The organism is Ruegeria sp. CI8 (genome assembly GCF_056536865.1).
Map to the genome: position 1 here is coordinate 26,780 of NZ_JBQFQL010000005.1, position 18,380 is coordinate 45,159.

Here is an 18,380-nt window from a genome sequence, read left to right on the forward strand (position 1 = left end):
GGATTTTCCAGCGTTACAGCCCGCTTGCGGCCAGCGCGTCCTGCAGGATCGGCGCCAGCCGTTCGGCCCAGGCGCGTTGCCCGGAATGATCGGCGATCAGGTCGTTGCGCAGCTCGATCAGTGCGTTGGGGCGGCCAAAGGCGGTGGCGTGCCGGTCGATCGCATCCCCCGGCAACACGCCGGTGTAGGGTTCGTTGACGCCGACGCACAGATCCTCCTCGGCCCGAAGCCGGTCGATCAGAGGGGCCGAGAACCGTTCGTCCGCAGTGTGCAGGATGCCGACATGCCAGGGGCGCGGCGGACGGCCCCGCAACTGGCGCGTGAAGGAATGCATCGACACGACAACGGCGTGGGGCAGGGCGGCCATCTTGGCCAGCGCCTCGTGATAGGGGCGATAGCACAGGTTCAGGCGTCGTTCGCGCTCGGCGGCGTCGGCATGACGGTTGGCCGGAATGATCGACCCGTCATACAGTTTCATCAGCAGGGTCGGGTCGTCCTCGCCCCGGTTAGGGTCGATCACCAGCCGCGAGAAATTGGCCGCGATCACCGGCGCGTTCAGGATCTCGCCCAGATGTTTCGACACCTCGTAGGCGCCTACGTCATAGGCGATGTGGCGCTCCATGTCCTCACGCGGGAGGCCCAGATCGCCGCCGTTGATCTGCGGCGGTACGGTGTTGGTGGCATGGTCACACGTGATCAGCCAGCGGGACGGGCGATCCGCCCCGTGCACATAAAACGGAGTGTATGTCATGAGCCTGTCATCTAGTTTGCCGCAGGTGTAGGACAGTTGCCACGGAAAGGGAATTGCGCAATAAGCGACCCGAACACTGTTTGCGGTAACATTCGGCCATCAAGGAGAGCAAGCGCGATGCGACGCCTGAGAAATGTGAAAATCGTGGCGACGCTGGGCCCGGCGTCCAACGACTATGATATGATCCGTGCTCTGCACGAGGCCGGCGCCGATGTTTTCCGCCTGAACATGAGCCATGGCAGCCACGACGAAATCCGTGAGCGCCACCGGATCATCCGTCAGATCGAAAAGGATCTCGACAGTCCGATCGCCATTCTGGCTGACCTTCAAGGCCCGAAACTGCGGGTCGGTGTGTTTGCGAATGATGCAGAAGAGTTGGTCGAAGGTGCCGCGTTCCGTCTGGATCTGGACGAAACTCCGGGCGATGTCAGCCGGGTCTGCCTGCCGCATCCCGAGATTTTTCAGGCGTTGGAAGCGGGGGCGCATCTGCTGGTCAATGACGGCAAGATCCGGCTTGTGGTTGAGAAATGCGGCCCCGATTTCGCTGATTGCAAAGTTGAAATCGGCGGGACCATCTCGAACCGCAAAGGTGTGAACGTGCCTGACGTAGTGCTGCCGCTGGCAGCCCTGTCGGAGAAGGACCGCGACGATCTGGAGTTCGTTTGCCAGCTGGGTGTCGACTGGCTTGCGCTGAGCTTCGTGCAGCGGGCCAAGGACGTGTACGAAGCGCGCGCCCTGGCCGACGGCCGCGCCGCCATTCTGTCCAAGATTGAAAAACCCGCCGCGGTCGAGGCGTTTGACGAAATCCTCGACGCATCGGACGGCATCATGGTCGCCCGTGGCGATCTGGGGGTCGAACTCCCGGTCTCGGCCGTGCCGCCGATTCAAAAGCGACTGGTCCGCAAGTGCCGCGCCGCCGCCAAGCCGGTGATCGTTGCCACCCAAATGCTGGAAAGCATGATCGAAAGCCCGATGCCCACTCGCGCCGAAGTGTCGGACGTCGCCACCGCCATCTATGAGGGAACCGATGCCATCATGCTGAGCGCCGAGTCGGCTGCGGGCTCGTATCCGATCGAGGCCGTTCAGACCATGAACAAGGTCGCGATCGAGGTCGAAGCCGACCCAACATACAAACAGATCATCGACGCCTCGCGCCAGACCAAGGGAACGACCGTTGCCGACGGCATCGTGGCCGCGGCCCGTGAAATTGCCGAAAAGACCGACATCAAGGCGATCTGCTGCTTTACCCAAAGCGGCACCACCGCGCTGCTCACCGCCCGCGAGCGTCCCGGTGTCCCGATCATCGCCATGACGTCGCTGCGGGGAACCGCGCGGCGTCTGTGCCTCAGCTGGGGCTGTCACTGCGTGATGACGCCCGAGCTCGAGCGGTTCAAAAGCGCCGTGGTCAATGCGGCGCGCGCCGCGCGTGCCAGCGGATTTGCCGGCGCCTCGGATCAGATCGTGGTGACCGCCGGTGTTCCGTTCAACGTGCCAGGCTCGACAAACATCCTGCGCGTCGCCCCCTGCGACGAGCGTCTGATCTACTCGACGGATCCCGAATAGGATCAGCCACCCGGTCCGCCGGGTCTTGCTTTGGCGCCGACGGGTTCTTTTACGGTCTCCATCACCGTGAAAGAGCTTGTCTGGTGTATCCCCGGAAGCTTGTTGATCTTGTCGCCCAAAACCGTTCGGAAATGCGCGATGTCGCGTGTCCGCACGGTCAGCATGTAGTCGAATGATCCGGCGACCATCAGGCAGGTTTCGATTTCAGGTACCCGTCGCACGGCCTCGTTGAAACGATCCAGCGAGTGTTCGGCTGTGGCCGTCAGCGAAACCTGCACCACCGTCAAGTGCCCCAGTCCCAGCCTCTCCTTGTCGATCACCGCGCTGTAGCCGGTGATGTACCCGCTCTTTTCCAGCCGTTTCACCCGCTCGGAACACGGCGTGTTGGTCAGGTTTACTCGGGCCGCCAGTTCGACTATTGGCAGGCGTCCATTGGCCTCAAGCTCGGCCAATATCCGTTGATCGATCTTATCCAAATCCCTGTCCATCAGGCAATTTCCCTGCGTTTTTGAGGTCTGACGGCATATTTTCCTGAAAATAGACCGAAAAAATCTCCTTTTCCTAGTGATTTTTCCTGATACTTGACCGAAGGGCAGTCTTGTAAAACGAGTTCCAGGTTCCGGCTGCCCTGCCGGGGGCACGGGCCCCGGCCAAATCAACAAAAACGGAGGAACGAGATGACAACGAAAATTGTCATAGGACTGGACGGGACAGAGACCGGGGATCGCGCGGTCGGCTTTGCCAAGGATCTGGCAAGTCGGATTGGATCGTGTGAACTGCTGGTTGCCTATGTCATCGAATGGTCGCCCTATACTTTCCAGACTCCCGAGGAAAACGCCTTGCCGCACAAGCGGCGCGAGGAGGAAATCGCGCTGGCCACCAGCCGCGTGGTGGAACCCGCCGTCGAGGCCCTGAAGGCCGCAGGCTTCAGCGCCCGCGGTATTGTCCGCCATGGCGATGTGGCCGAAACGCTGAACGCGATCACGGTCGAAAACGGCGGATCGCAGATCGTCGTGGGACGATCCTCGGCTGACGGCATCAAAAAGCGAATCTTCGGCAGTTCGACCCAGAATTTGGTCATGCACGCCGACGTTCCGGTCACAGTCGTGAACTGACGGGAGGAGCAGACATGAAATCGATCAAAACCCTGGGCCTGTCGGGTGCGGCCGCGGCCCTGCTGGCCAACCCCGCATTTGCGCAGGAGGCCCCCGGTCTGGATGAAAAGATCAACCAGACCTTCGCGAATCTGACGGGCCCCTTCGTCAGCTTCATCTTCGCACCGTTTCCGGGGACGAGCTTTCCCTGGATCGTGATGTGGCTGGTCGTGGCCGCGACGGTGTTCACGCTGTATTTCGCCTTTGTGCAGATGCGGTTCTTCAGCCATGCGATTAGCCTGGTCAAAGGTGACTATTCCGACCCCAACGATGCGGGCGAGGTCAGTCACTTCCAGGCGCTGGCAACGGCGCTGTCCGGTACGGTCGGCCTCGGCAACATCGCGGGCGTCGCGGTGGCGGTCGGCATCGGCGGACCCGGTGCGACCTTCTGGATGATCCTCGCGGGCCTTCTGGGCATGGCGTCGAAATTCACCGAATGTACGCTGGGTGTGAAGTACCGCAACGAGTACGAAGACGGCACCGTTTCGGGCGGCCCGATGTACTACATGTCCAAGGGCTTTGCCGAGCTGGGTCTGCCCGGCGGCAAGATCCTGGCGGTCCTGTTCTCGATCTTCTGTATCCTTGGCGCGCTGGGCGGGGGCAACATGTTCCAAGCCAACCAGGCGCACCAGCAGATCGCGGGTATCGTCGGTGACTATCCCGGTTGGATCACCGGCCTGGTCTTCGCGGCCGTGGTGTTCATGGTCATCGTGGGCGGCCTGAAGTCGATCGCCCGCGTGACCGAGAAGGTCGTGCCGTTCATGGGCATCCTGTATGTCGCCACTGCGCTGGTCATCATCATCATGAACGCCGACATGATCGGCTGGGCCTTCGGTCAGATCTTCGCTGGTGCCTTCACCGGTCTGGGTGTCGCCGGCGGCATGGTCGGTGCTCTGATCCAGGGCTTCAAGCGCGCCGCATTCTCGAACGAGGCGGGCGTTGGCTCGGCTGCCATTGCGCACTCGGCCGTCCGCACCAAGGAACCGATCACCGAGGGCTTTGTTTCGCTGCTTGAGCCGTTCATCGACACCGTGGTGATCTGCACCATGACCGCGCTGGTGATCATCATCACCCAGCAGCTGGTGATCGACCCGGCAACCGGCCTGTACGTGCTGAACGAAGCCGGCACGGCGATCGCAACCGTGGATGGGAACTCGGGCGTCAGCCTGACTTCGGCCGCCTTCGGCAGCGCCTTCAGCTGGTTCCCCTACATCCTGGCCATCGCGGTGATCCTGTTCGCCTTCTCGACCATGATCAGCTGGTCCTACTATGGCCTCAAGGCCTGGACCTATCTGTTTGGCGAGGGCCACACCAAGGAGCTGGCGTTCAAGCTGATCTTCTGCATCTTCGTGGTGATCGGGGCTGCGGCCAACCTGGGCCCGGTCATCGACTTCTCGGACGCGGCGATCTTTGCCATGGCCGTGGTCAACGTCTTTGCGCTCTACTTCCTGATGAAAGTGGTGCGTCAGGAACTGGCCTCGTACAGCGCGCGACTGAAAAGCGGCGAAATCCGCAAGTTTGCCGACTGATGACACCAACCGGGGCGGCCTTGCTGCCCCGGTTCCCGACCCCGGTGCAAAAAGCACCCGAACAGGTCAAAAACCCCTTGCCAGCATGACCGAACTTGCGTAAACGGCGCATCTGATCGCGCGACCGGCCGATGTGGCATGCCGAGTCGCGTTTCGGACCGAACCCTGAAAGGAGACGGAAATGCCCAAGATGAAGACAAAATCGAGCGCCAAGAAGCGCTTCAAGGTGACCGCGACCGGTAAGGTCATGTCGGCTCAGGCCGGCAAGCGGCACGGCATGATCAAGCGGACCAAGAAGTTCATCCGCGACGCCCGTGGCACCACCACCCTGTCCGCCCCCGACGCCAAGATCGTCAAGGGCTACATGCCCTACGACCGCTAAGAGGAGATACCGATATGTCCCGCGTTAAAGGTGGAACCGTAACTCACGCCCGTCACAAGAAGGTCATCAAGGCCGCCAAAGGTTACTATGGCCGCCGCAAGAACACCTTCAAGGTTGCCCGTCAGGCCGTCGACAAGGCCAACCAGTACGCAACCCGCGACCGCAAGAACCGCAAGCGCAACTTCCGCGCCCTGTGGATCCAGCGCATCAACGCCGCTGTTCGTTCGCATGACGAAGCTCTGACCTATTCCCGCTTCATCAACGGCCTGAACCTGGCCGGTATCGAAGTGGACCGCAAAGTTCTGGCCGACCTGGCCGTGCACGAACCGGAAGCGTTCGGCGCGATCGTCGCCAAGGCACAGGCCGCTCTGACCGCCTGATACTCTTTCGAGAGACAGTGAAAGAAAGGCCGTCCCGTTCGGGGCGGCTTTTGTGTTACGAAAGGCGCGTTCCCAACAGTTCTTTGGCCTTATTGGCAATAGCCTGTGCGAATCCGCTTTCAACTTCAGGGGCCAGCCTTAGATGGATATCAGTCCCTCCTGCGCAAAACGATGGTTTTGACAGCCCGGGACGTTCCTTCAGACCAGTTGTCTCACGTAAGTCGACGTATGGGAAGTTTCTTGCCTGAGCTGCGTCGCTCAGAGCCGTGGTAAGCTTAGTGTTGAGCTGACGGTGAACGTCGGTTGTGATCTTACGCAGACGCAGGGCCCGCACCACCTGCCGTTGCATAAGGCCGAGTTCCTGATGAAGGTTTCTGGCGACCATTCGGTGCAAGGCTGCCGTTTCGTGCAGTGTCGAAGTGTTCAGTCCTTTTATTAAAAACGGCCGACCATCCGCGACATCTTTGCAGGTGTCAAGATAGGAACCCAATTTGGCAATCCGCGTCTCAAGAGCGCTTTCCAAATTAATAGAATCGCGCAGGGCAACGAAGTAACAGCTTAGTTCAGCGTCAACTTGCCCGAACCCAAAAACCAAAAAATCAGGGTTCAGGCGCTTTATTGCTTTGGTTGCTTTCGCAAAAGGCGAGTTTTGATGATCCTTTTGTCGAAATCCAGCAGCGGTAGCGCCTTTTATGCTCAATAGGTGGGTCGCCCTGAAACCGGGTACTTCGGCGGGACAAAGGCGGCCATACTTAAAACGGGAGTTTTCAGGCTTTGAGCCGATGAGACGAGTGTGTGAATCCCCGATGCACAATAGGGCAGACATGGCAGGCCTTGGGACAAATTACATGTTTGTTGCAGTTTCATGCGGCGATGTAGTTAAGTTGCTTAGTACCCAATAGCAGAAAAGATCGACGACGAAACCTACTGGTCAATCCGTTGATTGCTGGGGGTGCTATTTGGGGCCCTTCTTCATCAATTGCGCCGCAAACGCCACGCCATTTCCGGGTCCGGCATAAGTCACCATGATTACATCATCCAGGAAGACCCCGTTGAATACTCCCGACGACACGGTTTCCCATGAAATCCTCGCTTCGGCCAGAACAAAGCGTGTGGTGTCGTCGCTGGGGTGCATGCCCCTCTGGCCTCCTGATCCCTATTCGCTAAACAGTGAAAGAAAAGCCGCCCCACTAGGTGCGGCTTTTTTGATGCCTGAGTGCCGCCTTTTTGCGAAGGCAGACAATCAGACCAAAAACCGCTAGGCTTGCGCATGCTGAATTGACCAACACTGGTTTTGCGAGTGCCATGCTTGAATTTGATGCAGCAACAACGCGTCTACTCGATAGCGTGTATCAAGGTGCCGATGTCACCCGGCGGCGGCGAGGGTCTTTTGACGCGTTGCGACCAGTCCCGGGTGATGCCATTGCGGACGTTGGATGCGGCAACGGTCTTTTGACAGCAGAACTGGCGCGGGCGGTTGGTCCGACCGGGCGTGTTTTGGGGATCGATCCAAGTGAGGCGATGCGGAGTTCCGCCAAAAACCGCTGCCACGAATATGACTGGGTCCAGATCATGGAGGGTGAGGCAGGCCAACTTCCGGTCGAGGATGCGTCACTCGACAAGGCGGTGTCGGTTCAGGTTTACGAGTATTTAGACGACATTGCCGCCGCGGTGGCGGAGGCCCATCGCTGTCTCAGGACGGCTGGTCTGCTTGTCGTGGGCGACATCCATTTCGACAGCCTGGTTTGGTACAGCAACGATCCGGCGAGAATGCATCGGATGATAAAGGCCTGGGACAAGCACTTTGTCGGGAGAGACGTGCCCGCTCTACTGCCGCCGATTTTGAGAGACCAGGGTTTCACAGTGGAAAGCGTCGCGCCGATCACGATTTGCGATAACGAACTCCGGCCAGATGGGCTGGCCAATATGATGATCACCCTGATGAAAAGGTTCGCCGAGTCCAACAAGCTCGTTCCGGATCAGGAAGCCAAGGAATGGGCGGATGAGCAGAGATCGTTGGCCGCGAAGGGCCGGTTTTTCTTTTCGCTAACCCATTTTGTCATCAGCGGGCGCAAATCCTAGACTTTGGTCTGGATGCGCTGATTGACTCAAACAAAGGCTATTGCCTGAGCAAATGGAGCTAAAAAAAGAAACCGGCGCGAAGAACGCCGGCTTCACTTGGTCTTTTATCCCGCGCTGGGTTTACCCGAACACACGCCCCAGTGCGCCATCAACCGCATCGGTGATTTGGTCGATATCGTCCGCCGTGGCGATCAAAGCCGGAGAGAAGCACAGCGTGTTGTTGCGGCCGGGGACCGAGCGGTTGGTGACACCGATGATTACCCCTTGCGCCATGCAATCGGCCACGACCGCTTGGGCCAGCTTTTCGTCCACCGGTTCTTTGGACGCGCGATCCGCGACCAGCTCGGCCCCCAGGAACAGGCCCTTGCCGCGCACGTCGCCGATGACATTGTGCTTGTCCATCAGTGCCTGCAGATTGCCCATCATGCGATCCCCCATCGCGGCGCAATTGCCCAGCAGGTTCTCTTCTTCGATGATTCGCATATTCTCGATCGCCGCGGCCGGCCCGGCGGTGCAGCCGCCAAAGGTCGAGATGTCGCGGAAATAGTTCATCGGGTCCGCGGCATCGTCTTTGAACATGTCAAAGACTTCCTCGGTGGTCACCATGCAGGCAATCGCGGCATAGCCCGAGGCCACGCCTTTGGCCATGGTCACGAAATCGGGTTTCACGCCATATTGCTGGTACCCGAACCAGGTGCCGGTGCGGCCCACGCCGCAGACGACCTCGTCGATATGCAGCAGGATGTCGTACTTCTTGCAGATCTCCTGCACGCGCTGCCAATAGCCCTCGGGCGCTTCGATCACGCCGCCGCCGGCAGTCACCGGTTCAAGGCACAGCGCGCCCACGGTGTCGGGACCTTCGCGCAGGATCACGGCTTCGATCTGATTGGCGGCCCATTCGCCAAAGTTCTCGTCGGGCGCGCCGTCCAGTTCGTGCTTGCGGTATTCCATGCAGTGCGGCACGCGCACGAAATCCGGCGCAAAGGGGCCGTATTGCGCGTTGCGCTCATCCTGACCGCCCGCCGACATCGCCGCCAGGGTCGAGCCGTGATAATCGCGGTCGCGATACAGGATCTTGGTCTTCTTGCCTCCGTACTTCTTGTGGGCGATCTGGCGGACCATCTTGAACGCCTTCTCGTTCGCCTCGCTCCCCGAGTTGGTGTAGTAGACCCGGCTCATGCCTGGCATCTTCTCGATCAGCTTTTCGGCAAACAGCGCCCCGGGGATCGAGCCCGCCGAGTTCGCAAAATAGCACAGCTTCATCAGCTGGTCGTAAACCGCCTTGCAGATGGATTCGCGGCCATAGCCCACGTTCACCGTCCAGACGCCGCCCGAGACGGCATCCAGGTGTTCCTTGCCTTTCTGATCCCAGACGCGCATGCCCTTGCCTTCGACGATGATGCGCGGATCGTTTGTCTCAAACGGCTTGTGCTGGATCAGGTGGTGCCAGATATGGGCGCGGTCGGCCTCGACCACGCGGGAAAGATCGTTTTCGTTGAACGTGCCGTCCATGACATGTCCTTTCATTAAGACGCGACGCGCGGGAATCAGGATGCCCGGCAGGCGCGGATGAACCAGATACCGCAGATCAGCCCGAAAGCCCGGTACGCAGTAGGGCCAGATTACCCGATCGCGTAGCTCCAGTATATTCGTCTCGGGTATTTTTACGGGTTTGTTTTGCGGCAACCTTTGTGCTCAATACGAAAAATCCGACGAATTGGGGAGGAGAGACGGATGGCGACCCACAGCATTTATCAGCGCGATCTGGACAAAGGCCCGGCCAATTTCACGGCCCTGTCCCCGCTTAGTTATATCGAGCGGGCGGCAGCCGTTTACCCTGACTATCCGGCCGTGGTCTATGGCGACCGGCGCCATAGCTGGGCGCAGACCTATGCGCGCTGCCGCCGGTTGGCCAGCGCGCTGGCTGCGCGTGGGGTGGGCACGGGCGATACGGTCTCGATCATTGCCGCCAACATCCCCGAAATGTATGAGGCGCATTTCGGCGTGCCCATGGCAGGCGCGGTGCTGAACACCATCAACACAAGGCTCGATGCCCCGATCATCGCCTTCATCCTGAACCACGCCGAATCCAAGGTGCTGCTGGTCGATCCCGAATTCTCGGGCGCGGTGAAGCAGGCGCTGGAGCAGGTAGATCACGACATTCTGGTGATCGATATCGAGGATCCCAGCTTCGATGGCGGTGAGAAACTGGGCGCGCTGACGTATGACGACCTGCTGGCCGAGGGCGACCCGGAATTTTCTTGGTCTCTGCCCGCCGATGAATGGGACGCGATCACGCTGAACTATACTTCGGGCACCACGGGCAACCCCAAGGGGGTGGTCTATCACCACCGTGGCGCGGCGCTGAACGCCACGTCGAACATCCTGACCTGGGGCATGCCGCAGCATTCGGTCTATCTGTGGACGCTGCCGATGTTCCACTGCAACGGCTGGTGTTTCCCCTGGACCATGGCCGCGAACGCGGGTACGTCGGTCTGCCTGCGCGCGGTGCGGGACGAGCCGATCTACAAGGCGTTCCGGGATGAGAAGGTCACCCATTTCTGCGGTGCGCCCATCGTGCTGAACATGCTGGCCAACGCGCCCGATCATCTCAAGGATTTCGACCATGAAATCAAGGTGATGACCGCAGGCGCCCCGCCGCCTGCCGCGGTGATCGCTGCGATGGAGGGGATGGGGATCGAGGTCACTCATGTCTATGGCCTGACCGAAACCTACGGTCCGTCGGTCGTGTGCGCGTGGAAAGACGAATGGAACGACAAGCCCGCCGAGGAACGCGCCGCGCTCAAGGTCCGGCAGGGGGTGAAATACGTTGCCCTGTCGGGGCTGATGGTGGCTGATCCCGAAACGCTCGAACCGGTGCCGGCCGATGGCGAGACCATGGGCGAGATCTTCATGCAGGGCAACATCGTGATGAAAGGGTATCTCAAGAACCCCGAGGCCACGCAGAAAGCCTTTCGCGGCGGCTGGTTTGCCTCGGGCGATCTGGGGGTGAGGCATCCCGACGGTTATATCGCGCTGAAGGACCGGTCAAAGGACATCATCATCTCGGGGGGCGAGAACATCTCTTCGGTCGAGGTCGAGGATATCCTCTACAAGCACCCCGCAGTGATGGAGGCCGCCGTGGTCGCCAAACCGGACGAGAAATGGGGCGAGACGCCCTGCGCCTTTGTCGAGCTGAAGCCGGGCGCCGAAGCGACCGAGGCCGATCTGATCGCGTTCTGCCGCGACCACATGGCCCATTTCAAGGCGCCCAAGACGGTGGTGTTCGGGCCGCTGGCCAAGACATCCACGGGCAAGATCCAGAAATTCAAGCTCAGAGATCAGGCCCGGGCGCTGGGCTAGGCGCCCGGCCGGTCAAAGATCGACAGGTCCAGGTCCAGCATCTCGCCCATCCAGATCGCCCGGTCGCGGTGGTCGGGCAGGTGCTCGCCGGTTTCGGCGTGGGTGAACACGGTCAGCCCCTGCCGGTTGAGCATCAGCCACGGGATCACCTTGTCGAAGGCATCGGCGGCAAAGCTCAACTGGCAGCTCCAGCGCGGGTGGGGGCCGATATTGCGGCTGTGCATGTGGCCCATCTGGACGGGGAACAGGCGGGCAGCCTCTTCGCAGACACGGCGGGCGGTCTCCTGCGTTTCGGCGTCGAAATAGACATGGGCGTGATAGCCGGTGATCTGTGGCATCGGGGGCCTCGTGCGGTGATTTCCGGCACAAGGCTAGGCCCGATCGGCGCCGGTGCACAGACGCATCGGCACACAGACCCTGTGCGCGGCTCAGCCCGGCGCGTGGGTGTCCGGGTGGGCCGCTGCAAAGGCAGGGTGGTCGGCGCAGGCCGCCTCGACCGCCAGAATGCGCGGCATGTCCGACAGATCGACCTGCCAGCGCCGGGCGTTGTACATCTGTGGGATCAGGCACAGATCGGCCAAACCGGGCGCCGATCCCGTGCAATAGGGGGCTTGCTCGAACCTTTCCAGCATCGCCTCAAAGGCCAACAGGCCGGGGCGGATGAAATGGCGCATCCAGTCGCCGGGCATGTCGCCCCGTCCGCCGCTCAACTGCGTGGCGTGCCGGGCGACCTTCAGGTTGCAGACCGGGTGCAGATCCACCGCGATGGCATGGGCCAGCGCCTGGGCCCTGGCCCGGGCAACCGGGTCGTCCGGCAGCAGGTTCAGGCCCCGCGTCCGGTCGAGATAGTCCAGAATGGCCAGCGACTGGGTCAGTTGCACGCCGTCGATCTCGAGCACTGGCACAAAGCCCTGCGGGTTGCGCGCCAGATGCGCGGGCGCGGTCTGCTCGCCCTTGACCAGATCGACGGTCTGCGCGCGATAGGCGATCCCGGCCAAGTTCAGCGCGATGCGCACCCGGTAGCTGGCCGAGGATCGCCAATAGTCATACAGGACGACGTCGCTCATCGGGCTTTGGCCGCGTCGATCGCCTGTTTCAGGATGGTCCGGTCGCCGATGTGGTTGGCCAGCACCAGTACCAGCCGCGCATTCAGCGCGTCGCTTTCGGCCTTGTCCAGACCGTCGTGCGCGGCCAGCAGATCGGCATAGAAATCATCCGCGCCGTCGATATTCGGGGTGAGGATCAGTTCATCCATTGTGCCTACTCCTTGCCGATGGCCCGGCGGATCGCATGCCGGAACGCGTTGTCTTCATAGCTGTCGCGCCGTGCCGCCACATGCTGGTCGGGCCGGATCAGATAGACCGCACCTTCCGCGTCGCCCAGATACCGCCGCTTTAGCGCCAGCGTCCGGTCGTCCTTGACCGACAGCGCCAGCCGCTCGACCGTCACACCCTCTTCCTCGATCCTGTCTGGGGCGTCGGCGTCGATGGTCAGCAGGGTGAACTTGCCTGCCAGCTTGGGCAACAGGAATTCATCCCCCAGCGGCGCATCGGGGCAGGGCGAACCGGGGCGCGTTTCGGCCGGGCCATCCAGCGCATCCGCCGAATTCAGCGGCGAGCCGTCATAGGTGCAGGGCACGCTCAGCCGGCCGGAATTCACCAGCGGCCGGGCGAACTCGTAATGTTCGCTCAGGTCCAGAACCGCGTCGCGCAAGATGCGCGACATTTCCGATTTTGGCGTGATGAAATCGGTCGAGCGGGTCGAGTTCAGGATGTTCTCGTCCGCACCATGGATGCGCTCGACATCATAGCTGTCCAGCAGGTCGTCAGGGGCGGTGCCGTCAAGGACCATCTTCAGCTTCCAGCACAGGTTGTCGGTGTCCTGCAGGCCCGAATTGGCCCCGCGCGCGCCGAAGGGGCTGACCTGATGGGCGCTGTCGCCGGCAAACAGGACGCGGCCGTGGCGGAACTTCTCCATCCGGCGGCACTGGAAGGTATAGATGCTGACCCATTCCAGCTCGAACTGGACATCCGCGCCCAGCATCGCCTTGAGGCGTGGGATCACGTTTTCAGGGCGCTTTTCCCGTTCCTTGTCGATGTCCCAGCCCAGTTGCAGGTCGATGCGCCAGACATTGTCGGGCTGTTTGTGCAGTAGCGCCGACTGGCCGCGGTTGAAGGGCGGGTCGAACCAGAACCAGCGCTCGGACGGGAAATCGGCCTCCATGATCACGTCGGCGATCAGGAAGTTGTCCTCGAACACCCGGCCCACGAAATCCAGCCCCAGCATCCGGCGGGTGGGCGAATTGGCCCCGTCGCAGGCGATCAGCCAGTCGGCTTCGACGGTGTACGACCCCTCGGGCGTTTCCACCTCGAGTTTGACGTGGTCGTCATGGGTACCGATCGCCTCGACTTTGTTGCGGCCACGGATCTCGATCGGCGCGCCCTGGGCCTGCAACGCGCGGACCCGTTCGACCATGAACTGCTCAAAGTAGTATTGCTGAAGGTTGATGAAGGCCGGATGGGCATAGCCCTCATCGGGCTGAAGGTTGAATTCATAGACCTTGCGGTCGTCAAAAAACACCTTGCCGGTGTTCCACAGCACGCCCTTGTCCACCATAGGCCGGGCACACCCCAGCCGGTCGGCGATTTCCAGCGTGCGCTGGGCGAAACAGATGGCGCGGCTGCCGAAACTGACCTTGTCGTTGTCGTCCAGCACCACCACTTCGACGCCTTGCTGGGCCAGGTCGATGGCGGCGGCCAGCCCGACCGGGCCCGCACCGATCACGATCACCTGATGCCGCACCGGGGCGGGGGCATCCTGATCGGGGCTGCGGGCATAGGCATAGAGCGGCTGTTCAAAAATCTTGTTCATGGGCTCTCTCCCCAAGTTCTGTGCGCCGGGCGCACATTCCCTGCCCACCGGCGCGGGGCGCCGATGGCTCTCCTCCATGGTTGCATCGTTTTCAGGCCGGCAACACGATCTGGATCAAGTTGCCGGGCTATTTCTCAGCCCTGCAGGGCCTCCCACATCTCCAGGTCGCGCTGGGCGGTCCAGATGCGCGGGGTGTCGATGCCGCGCGCCTCGTCATAGGCGCGGGCCACGTTGAAGGGCAGGCAGTGTTCATAGATGGCGTAGTCCGAGAATTTCGGATCGCACTCCGCACGCACCGCGTCCCAGGCCTCTTTCAGGCTGCCGCCGCGTGCCGCCACCTTGGCCGCCGGGCGATAGGTGCTTTCGACGAAATCGCGGGTGTTCTCGATGGCGGCGTTCACCATTTCCTTGCCGACAAGTGCATCGCCGCGCCCCGGCGCGATGGCGTCGACGTCGAACCACTGGATCTGATCCAGCGTATCGCCCCAGTCGCTGAAATGCCCGTCGCCGCAATAGCAGGCCGAGTGATATTCGACGATGTCGCCGGTGAACATCACGTTCTGGTCGGGCACGTGGATGACGATGTCACCGGCCGTATGCGCCCGGCCCAGATGCATCAGATCGACCCGGCGGTTGCCCAGATAGATCGTCATCGTGTCGTTGAAGGTGGTGGTGGGCCAGGTCAGGCCGGGGATGCTCTCATGCCCTTCGAACAGGCGCGGGAAGCGCTGGAACTCGCTGTCCCAGTCCTCTTTCCCGCGTTCGACGACCATGGCGCGGGCCATGTCCGACATGACGATCTGCTGCGCGCCGAAGGCGCTGGCGCCCAGCACGCGGACCGCGTGGTAATGGGTCAGCGCCACATGGGTGATCGGCTTGTCGGTTACCGAACGGATGCAGTCGATCACCTTTTGCGCAAGGCGCGGCGTGGCCTGGGCCTCGACCACCATCACGCTGTCATCGCCGATGATCACGCCCGAGTTCGGGTCACCTTCGGCGGTGAAGGCATATAGCCCTTCGCCCACCTCGGTGAACGAGATCTTCTTTTCGGTCATGTCCCCCTGGGACGCGAATGCCTTGGCCATTTGGCGCTCCTTATCGTGCGTATGGGTCTTCAAGGGCAGGCAGCACCGTGCCGGTGCAGTCGCCGAAACCGATCGTGTAGCCGTCGCCCCGGGCGGCGCCCTTGAGGGTCAGCGTGTCGCCGTCTTCGATGAAGCTGCGGGTTTCGCCGGTCTCCAGCGTGATCGGTTCCTTGCCGCCCCAGCTGAGTTCCAGAAGCGAGCCGCGGCTGTCCTTCGTCGGGCCCGAGATCGTGCCCGAGCCGAGCAGATCGCCTACGTTCATCGGGCAGCCCGAGGTGGTGTGATGCGCCAGTTGCTGCGCCGAGGAATAATACATTTCCTTGTAGTTGGTGCGGGCGATGGTGGACGCCAGTTTGCCCTCGGGCGCCATCGTCACCTCGAGCTCGATGTCATAGAGCATCGGGCCGCAGTCCTTGAGGTGGTCCAGCAACTCGACCTCACGCGGGGGCGTGTCGCAGCGGAACGGGTCCAGCGCGGCCTTGGTCACGATCCAGGGCGAAATCGAGGTGGCGGTGGCCTTGGCCTGGAACGGGCCCAGCGGCTGATATTCCCAGGCCTGGATGTCGCGCGCCGACCAGTCGTTCAGCAGGACATAGCCAAAGATGTGGTCGTCTGCCTCCTGCACGGTGATCGGGCCGTCGGACGGGGTGCCGACGATGGCCCCCATCTCCAGCTCGATGTCGAAGCGGCGGCTGGGCAGGAAGGCGGGTCGGTCATGGTCGGGCGATTTCAACTGCCCCCACGGGCGGCGGATATCGGTGCCCGAAACCACCACCGACGAGGCCCGTCCGTTGTAGCCGATGGGGATGTGCAGCCAGTTGGGTGGCAGCGCGTTTTCCGGGCCGCGGAACATGGTGCCCACATTGGTGGCGTGGTGCTTGCCCGCGTAGAAATCGGTGTATTCGCTGACGGCGAAGGGCATGTGCAGTTGGGCCTCGGCCTGCGGAACCAGCAGCGGTTCGACCTTGTCCTGTTCTTTTGATCCTTTGGCCAGCAGGGCAGTCAGTCGCTCGCGCAGCGCGGCCCAGACGGCCGGTCCCTGTTCCATCAACGGGTTCCAGAAGGGCAGGTCGAACAGCGGCTCGTCGCCCAGCGTGATCAGCCCTTCGGCCTCGGCGGCGGACACGTCGAGGATCATGTCCCCGATGGCCACGCCGCAGCGCGGTTCGGACCCTGCGGTCGAAAAGACGCCATAGGGCAGGTTGTTCTGCGGAAACGGGTGGTTCGCGTCATTGGCCGAGGCCACCCAGGATTTCATCAAAGGCATTGCGTTTCCTTGTGCGGTGCGGTGGCCGTGGGGCCACCGGTGTCATTTCTTGCCGGGCGTGCCGTCGAATTTCTTTTCCAGATCCGTCCAGCAATCGATGTAGTCATCCTGCAGCGGCGCCTCGTTCGCGGCAAAGGCGGTCAGGTGCTGCGGAAAGCGGGTCTCGAACATGAAGGACATGGTGTTGTCCAGCTTGTCCGGCCCCAGATTGGCGTTGGACGCCTTTTCAAAGGCTTCTCTGTCGGGGCCATGCGGGATCATCATGTTGTGCAGGCTCATGCCGCCCGGCACGAAGCCCTGCGGCTTGGCGTCATACTGGCCGTAGATATTGCCCATCAGCTCGGACATGATGTTCTTGTGGTACCACGGCGGGCGGAACGTGTCCTCCATCACCATCCAGCGTTCGCGGAACAGCACGAAATCGATATTGGCCGTGCCCGGCACGCCCGAAGGCGCGGTCAGCACGGTGAAGATCGACGGATCCGGGTGGTCGAACAGGATCGCCCCGACTGGGCAGTAGGTGCGCAGGTCGTATTTGTAGGGCGCGTAGTTGCCGTGCCAGGCCACCACGTCCAGCGGGCTGTGGCCGATCTTGGTGGTGTGGAACTGGCCGCACCACTTGATCGTCACGGTCGAGGGCACCTCGCGATCTTCGAAGGCCGCCACGGGCGCCTTGAAGTCGCGCGGGTTGGCCATGCAGTTCGCGCCGATCGGGCCGCGGCCCGGCAGCTCGAATTTCTGGCCGTAATTCTCGCAGACGAAGCCGCGGCAGGGGCCTTCCAGCACCTCGACCCGGTACACCAGACCGCGCGGGATGATGGCGATTTCCTTGGGTTCCAGGTCGATGATGCCCAACTCGGTCGCAAAGCGCAGGCGGCCTTCCTGCGGCACCACCAGCAGCTCGGAATCGGCCGAGAAGAAATAGTCGTCCACCATCGATTCGGTGACCAGATAAATATGGCTGGCCATGCCGACCTGGGTGTTCACGTCGCCGGCGGTGGTCATGGTGCGCATGCCGGTCAGCCAGGTCAGCGGTTGGTCGGAATGGGGCACCGCGTCCCAGCGGTACTGGCCCAGGCTGATCACGTCCGGATCGACATTCGGGGCGCTTTTCCAATAGGGCAGGTCGGTCTTTTCATAGCGGTGCGAATGCTTGACCGACGGCCGGATGCGATAGCACCAGGTGCGCTCGGGCGGGTTGGCAGTGAAGGCGGTACCGCTGAGCTGTTCGCCATAAAGGCCATAGTTGCATTTCTGCGGGCTATTCATGCCCTGCGGCAGCGCGCCGGGCAGCGCCTCGGTTTCAAAGTCATTGCCAAAGCCGGGCATATAGCCTGCATGGGTGCCAACGGGCGTGCTGGCTTGGGTCAGAGCGTGCGGGTCAGTCGGACGATTCATCGGGGTTCCTCCGTTTGCTGCTTGTCGGATAATAGTTGATTTTGTAACTAACAACCATGACACAGCCAGATTCCGCCGAAAAAGATGACTTCGACCTGCGAAATTTCCTGCCCTTCCTGCTCAACCAGGCGGCCGAGGAAAGCTCGTTGGATTTCCAGAAGGTTTACAAGAACCGCTATGGGATGCTGCGAACCGAATGGCGCGTGTTGTTCCACCTTGGCAATTACGGAGAGATGACCGCCAAGCAGATCGGGGAACGTGCCAAGATGCACAAGACCAAGATCAGCCGCGCGGTGCACAAGCTGGAACAGCGCCGATACCTGCGGCGCACCCGCGATGAAAACGACCGCCGGATGGAGCGGCTGACCCTGACCCCCGCCGGTCTGACGGTGTACCGCGAATTGCGCGACATCGCCCGCGACTATGACGCCCGGCTGGCGGGCATGTTCACGACGGGCGAGGCGGCGCTGTTGCGGATGATGCTGCGGCGGCTGGCCGGGATGGACTGACCTCTGGTAATCTGGCCCCGCAGCCCCCAAGTGGGGTCCAGACCAG

Annotated in this window: 20 protein-coding genes; 8 read left to right on the forward strand and 12 right to left on the reverse strand. The window is 61.7% G+C overall.

Features of this window, described 5'->3' with window-relative positions:
• Positions 1-13: 13 nt before the first annotated feature.
• Complete coding sequence (locus ACR0DA_RS17240) at positions 14-751, reverse strand: N-formylglutamate amidohydrolase (protein ID WP_170421867.1); 738 nt, start codon at positions 749-751, stop codon at positions 14-16.
• Positions 752-868: 117 nt separating this feature from the next.
• Between ACR0DA_RS17240 and pyk the strand changes: the two genes are divergently transcribed.
• Entirely contained in the window at positions 869-2,314 is a 1,446-nt protein-coding gene (gene pyk, locus ACR0DA_RS17245; RefSeq protein ID WP_170361425.1) for a pyruvate kinase, read from the forward strand.
• A gap of 2 nt (positions 2,315-2,316) precedes the next feature.
• Here the strand turns inward: pyk and ACR0DA_RS17250 are convergent, their stop codons facing one another.
• Positions 2,317-2,802 carry an Lrp/AsnC family transcriptional regulator gene (locus tag ACR0DA_RS17250; protein WP_093965149.1) on the reverse strand — a complete coding sequence of 162 codons (486 nt, stop codon included), beginning with the start codon at positions 2,800-2,802 and terminating at the stop codon, positions 2,317-2,319.
• Between the two features lie 189 nt (positions 2,803-2,991).
• Here ACR0DA_RS17250 and ACR0DA_RS17255 point away from each other — a divergent pair, with 189 nt between their 5' ends.
• The 4 genes from ACR0DA_RS17255 (at position 2,992) to rplT (ending at position 5,759) form a co-directional block, all read left to right on the forward strand.
• Positions 2,992-3,429 (forward strand): universal stress protein, encoded by a 438-nt coding sequence (locus tag ACR0DA_RS17255; protein WP_480755064.1) that lies wholly within the window; start codon positions 2,992-2,994, stop codon positions 3,427-3,429.
• A gap of 14 nt (positions 3,430-3,443) precedes the next feature.
• The gene (locus ACR0DA_RS17260; RefSeq protein ID WP_170361427.1) at positions 3,444-4,997 is read left to right on the forward strand and encodes an alanine/glycine:cation symporter family protein; all 1,554 of its coding nucleotides are present in this window, start codon (positions 3,444-3,446) and stop codon (positions 4,995-4,997) included.
• A gap of 181 nt (positions 4,998-5,178) precedes the next feature.
• Positions 5,179-5,379 carry a 50S ribosomal protein L35 gene (rpmI, locus tag ACR0DA_RS17265; RefSeq protein WP_039523697.1) on the forward strand — a complete coding sequence of 67 codons (201 nt, stop codon included), beginning with the start codon at positions 5,179-5,181 and terminating at the stop codon, positions 5,377-5,379.
• Positions 5,380-5,393: 14 nt separating this feature from the next.
• Positions 5,394-5,759, forward strand: a complete 366-nt coding sequence (gene rplT / locus ACR0DA_RS17270; RefSeq protein ID WP_170344760.1) for a 50S ribosomal protein L20 — start codon at positions 5,394-5,396, stop codon at positions 5,757-5,759.
• Between the two features lie 55 nt (positions 5,760-5,814).
• Here the strand turns inward: rplT and ACR0DA_RS17275 are convergent, their stop codons facing one another.
• Positions 5,815-6,459: a hypothetical protein gene (locus ACR0DA_RS17275; RefSeq protein WP_480755065.1), complete on the reverse strand. Its 645-nt coding sequence runs from the start codon at positions 6,457-6,459 to the stop codon at positions 5,815-5,817.
• Between the two features lie 255 nt (positions 6,460-6,714).
• Positions 6,715-6,894: a hypothetical protein gene (locus ACR0DA_RS17280; protein ID WP_170448817.1), complete on the reverse strand. Its 180-nt coding sequence runs from the start codon at positions 6,892-6,894 to the stop codon at positions 6,715-6,717.
• A 170-nt stretch (positions 6,895-7,064) separates the two neighbouring features.
• Between ACR0DA_RS17280 and ACR0DA_RS17285 the strand changes: the two genes are divergently transcribed.
• On the forward strand, positions 7,065-7,841 hold the full coding sequence (locus tag ACR0DA_RS17285; protein WP_480755066.1) for a methyltransferase domain-containing protein: 777 nt from the start codon (positions 7,065-7,067) through the stop codon (positions 7,839-7,841).
• A gap of 120 nt (positions 7,842-7,961) precedes the next feature.
• On the opposite strand, the gene ACR0DA_RS17290 is transcribed toward ACR0DA_RS17285, so the two are convergent.
• A complete protein-coding gene (locus tag ACR0DA_RS17290; RefSeq protein ID WP_170530340.1) occupies positions 7,962-9,353 on the reverse strand; it encodes an aminotransferase family protein in 1,392 nt (463 codons plus the stop codon).
• Between the two features lie 222 nt (positions 9,354-9,575).
• On the opposite strand from ACR0DA_RS17290, the gene ACR0DA_RS17295 reads away from it, so the two are divergent.
• Entirely contained in the window at positions 9,576-11,204 is a 1,629-nt protein-coding gene (locus tag ACR0DA_RS17295) for an acyl-CoA synthetase (protein ID WP_170601420.1), read from the forward strand.
• Here the strand turns inward: ACR0DA_RS17295 and ACR0DA_RS17300 are convergent.
• The 7 genes from ACR0DA_RS17300 to hmgA form a co-directional block, all read right to left on the reverse strand.
• Positions 11,201-11,542, reverse strand: coding sequence for a DOPA 4,5-dioxygenase family protein (locus ACR0DA_RS17300; protein ID WP_480755067.1), 342 nt, complete (start codon positions 11,540-11,542; stop codon positions 11,201-11,203). The two genes, ACR0DA_RS17295 and ACR0DA_RS17300, sit on opposite strands and share 4 nt — an antisense overlap.
• Before the next feature lie 90 nt (positions 11,543-11,632).
• Complete coding sequence (gene maiA, locus ACR0DA_RS17305) at positions 11,633-12,271, reverse strand: maleylacetoacetate isomerase (RefSeq protein ID WP_480755069.1); 639 nt, start codon at positions 12,269-12,271, stop codon at positions 11,633-11,635.
• Positions 12,268-12,459: a DUF2783 domain-containing protein gene (locus ACR0DA_RS17310; protein WP_149776332.1), complete on the reverse strand. Its 192-nt coding sequence runs from the start codon at positions 12,457-12,459 to the stop codon at positions 12,268-12,270. The genes maiA and ACR0DA_RS17310 overlap by 4 nt, the downstream gene beginning before the upstream one ends.
• 5 nt (positions 12,460-12,464) lie before the next feature.
• Positions 12,465-14,075: an FAD-dependent oxidoreductase gene (locus ACR0DA_RS17315; RefSeq protein ID WP_480755070.1), complete on the reverse strand. Its 1,611-nt coding sequence runs from the start codon at positions 14,073-14,075 to the stop codon at positions 12,465-12,467.
• A 134-nt stretch (positions 14,076-14,209) separates the two neighbouring features.
• The gene (locus ACR0DA_RS17320) at positions 14,210-15,160 is read right to left on the reverse strand and encodes an MBL fold metallo-hydrolase (protein ID WP_170343371.1); all 951 of its coding nucleotides are present in this window, start codon (positions 15,158-15,160) and stop codon (positions 14,210-14,212) included.
• A 10-nt stretch (positions 15,161-15,170) separates the two neighbouring features.
• A complete protein-coding gene (gene fahA, locus ACR0DA_RS17325; protein WP_480755071.1) occupies positions 15,171-16,427 on the reverse strand; it encodes a fumarylacetoacetase in 1,257 nt (418 codons plus the stop codon).
• Between the two features lie 42 nt (positions 16,428-16,469).
• Positions 16,470-17,825 (reverse strand): homogentisate 1,2-dioxygenase, encoded by a 1,356-nt coding sequence (gene hmgA, locus ACR0DA_RS17330; protein WP_480755072.1) that lies wholly within the window; start codon positions 17,823-17,825, stop codon positions 16,470-16,472.
• Positions 17,826-17,881: 56 nt separating this feature from the next.
• On the opposite strand from hmgA, the gene ACR0DA_RS17335 reads away from it, so the two are divergent.
• Positions 17,882-18,334, forward strand: a complete 453-nt coding sequence (locus tag ACR0DA_RS17335) for a MarR family winged helix-turn-helix transcriptional regulator (RefSeq protein ID WP_093965172.1) — start codon at positions 17,882-17,884, stop codon at positions 18,332-18,334.
• Positions 18,335-18,380 lie beyond the last annotated feature (46 nt).

Coding starts and splice junctions, on each gene's coding strand:
- ACR0DA_RS17240 (WP_170421867.1), bottom strand. CDS start 751: ATGACATACACTCCGTTTTATGTGCACGGGGCGGATCGCCCGTCCCGC.
- pyk (WP_170361425.1), top strand. CDS start 869: ATGCGACGCCTGAGAAATGTGAAAATCGTGGCGACGCTGGGCCCGGCG.
- ACR0DA_RS17250 (WP_093965149.1), bottom strand. CDS start 2,802: ATGGACAGGGATTTGGATAAGATCGATCAACGGATATTGGCCGAGCTT.
- ACR0DA_RS17255 (WP_480755064.1), top strand. CDS start 2,992: ATGACAACGAAAATTGTCATAGGACTGGACGGGACAGAGACCGGGGAT.
- ACR0DA_RS17260 (WP_170361427.1), top strand. CDS start 3,444: ATGAAATCGATCAAAACCCTGGGCCTGTCGGGTGCGGCCGCGGCCCTG.
- rpmI (WP_039523697.1), top strand. CDS start 5,179: ATGCCCAAGATGAAGACAAAATCGAGCGCCAAGAAGCGCTTCAAGGTG.
- rplT (WP_170344760.1), top strand. CDS start 5,394: ATGTCCCGCGTTAAAGGTGGAACCGTAACTCACGCCCGTCACAAGAAG.
- ACR0DA_RS17280 (WP_170448817.1), bottom strand. CDS start 6,894: ATGCACCCCAGCGACGACACCACACGCTTTGTTCTGGCCGAAGCGAGG.
- ACR0DA_RS17285 (WP_480755066.1), top strand. CDS start 7,065: ATGCTTGAATTTGATGCAGCAACAACGCGTCTACTCGATAGCGTGTAT.
- ACR0DA_RS17290 (WP_170530340.1), bottom strand. CDS start 9,353: ATGGACGGCACGTTCAACGAAAACGATCTTTCCCGCGTGGTCGAGGCC.
- ACR0DA_RS17295 (WP_170601420.1), top strand. CDS start 9,576: ATGGCGACCCACAGCATTTATCAGCGCGATCTGGACAAAGGCCCGGCC.
- ACR0DA_RS17300 (WP_480755067.1), bottom strand. CDS start 11,542: ATGCCACAGATCACCGGCTATCACGCCCATGTCTATTTCGACGCCGAA.
- maiA (WP_480755069.1), bottom strand. CDS start 12,271: ATGAGCGACGTCGTCCTGTATGACTATTGGCGATCCTCGGCCAGCTAC.
- ACR0DA_RS17310 (WP_149776332.1), bottom strand. CDS start 12,459: ATGGATGAACTGATCCTCACCCCGAATATCGACGGCGCGGATGATTTC.
- ACR0DA_RS17315 (WP_480755070.1), bottom strand. CDS start 14,075: ATGAACAAGATTTTTGAACAGCCGCTCTATGCCTATGCCCGCAGCCCC.
- ACR0DA_RS17320 (WP_170343371.1), bottom strand. CDS start 15,160: ATGGCCAAGGCATTCGCGTCCCAGGGGGACATGACCGAAAAGAAGATC.
- fahA (WP_480755071.1), bottom strand. CDS start 16,427: ATGCCTTTGATGAAATCCTGGGTGGCCTCGGCCAATGACGCGAACCAC.
- hmgA (WP_480755072.1), bottom strand. CDS start 17,825: ATGAATCGTCCGACTGACCCGCACGCTCTGACCCAAGCCAGCACGCCC.
- ACR0DA_RS17335 (WP_093965172.1), top strand. CDS start 17,882: ATGACACAGCCAGATTCCGCCGAAAAAGATGACTTCGACCTGCGAAAT.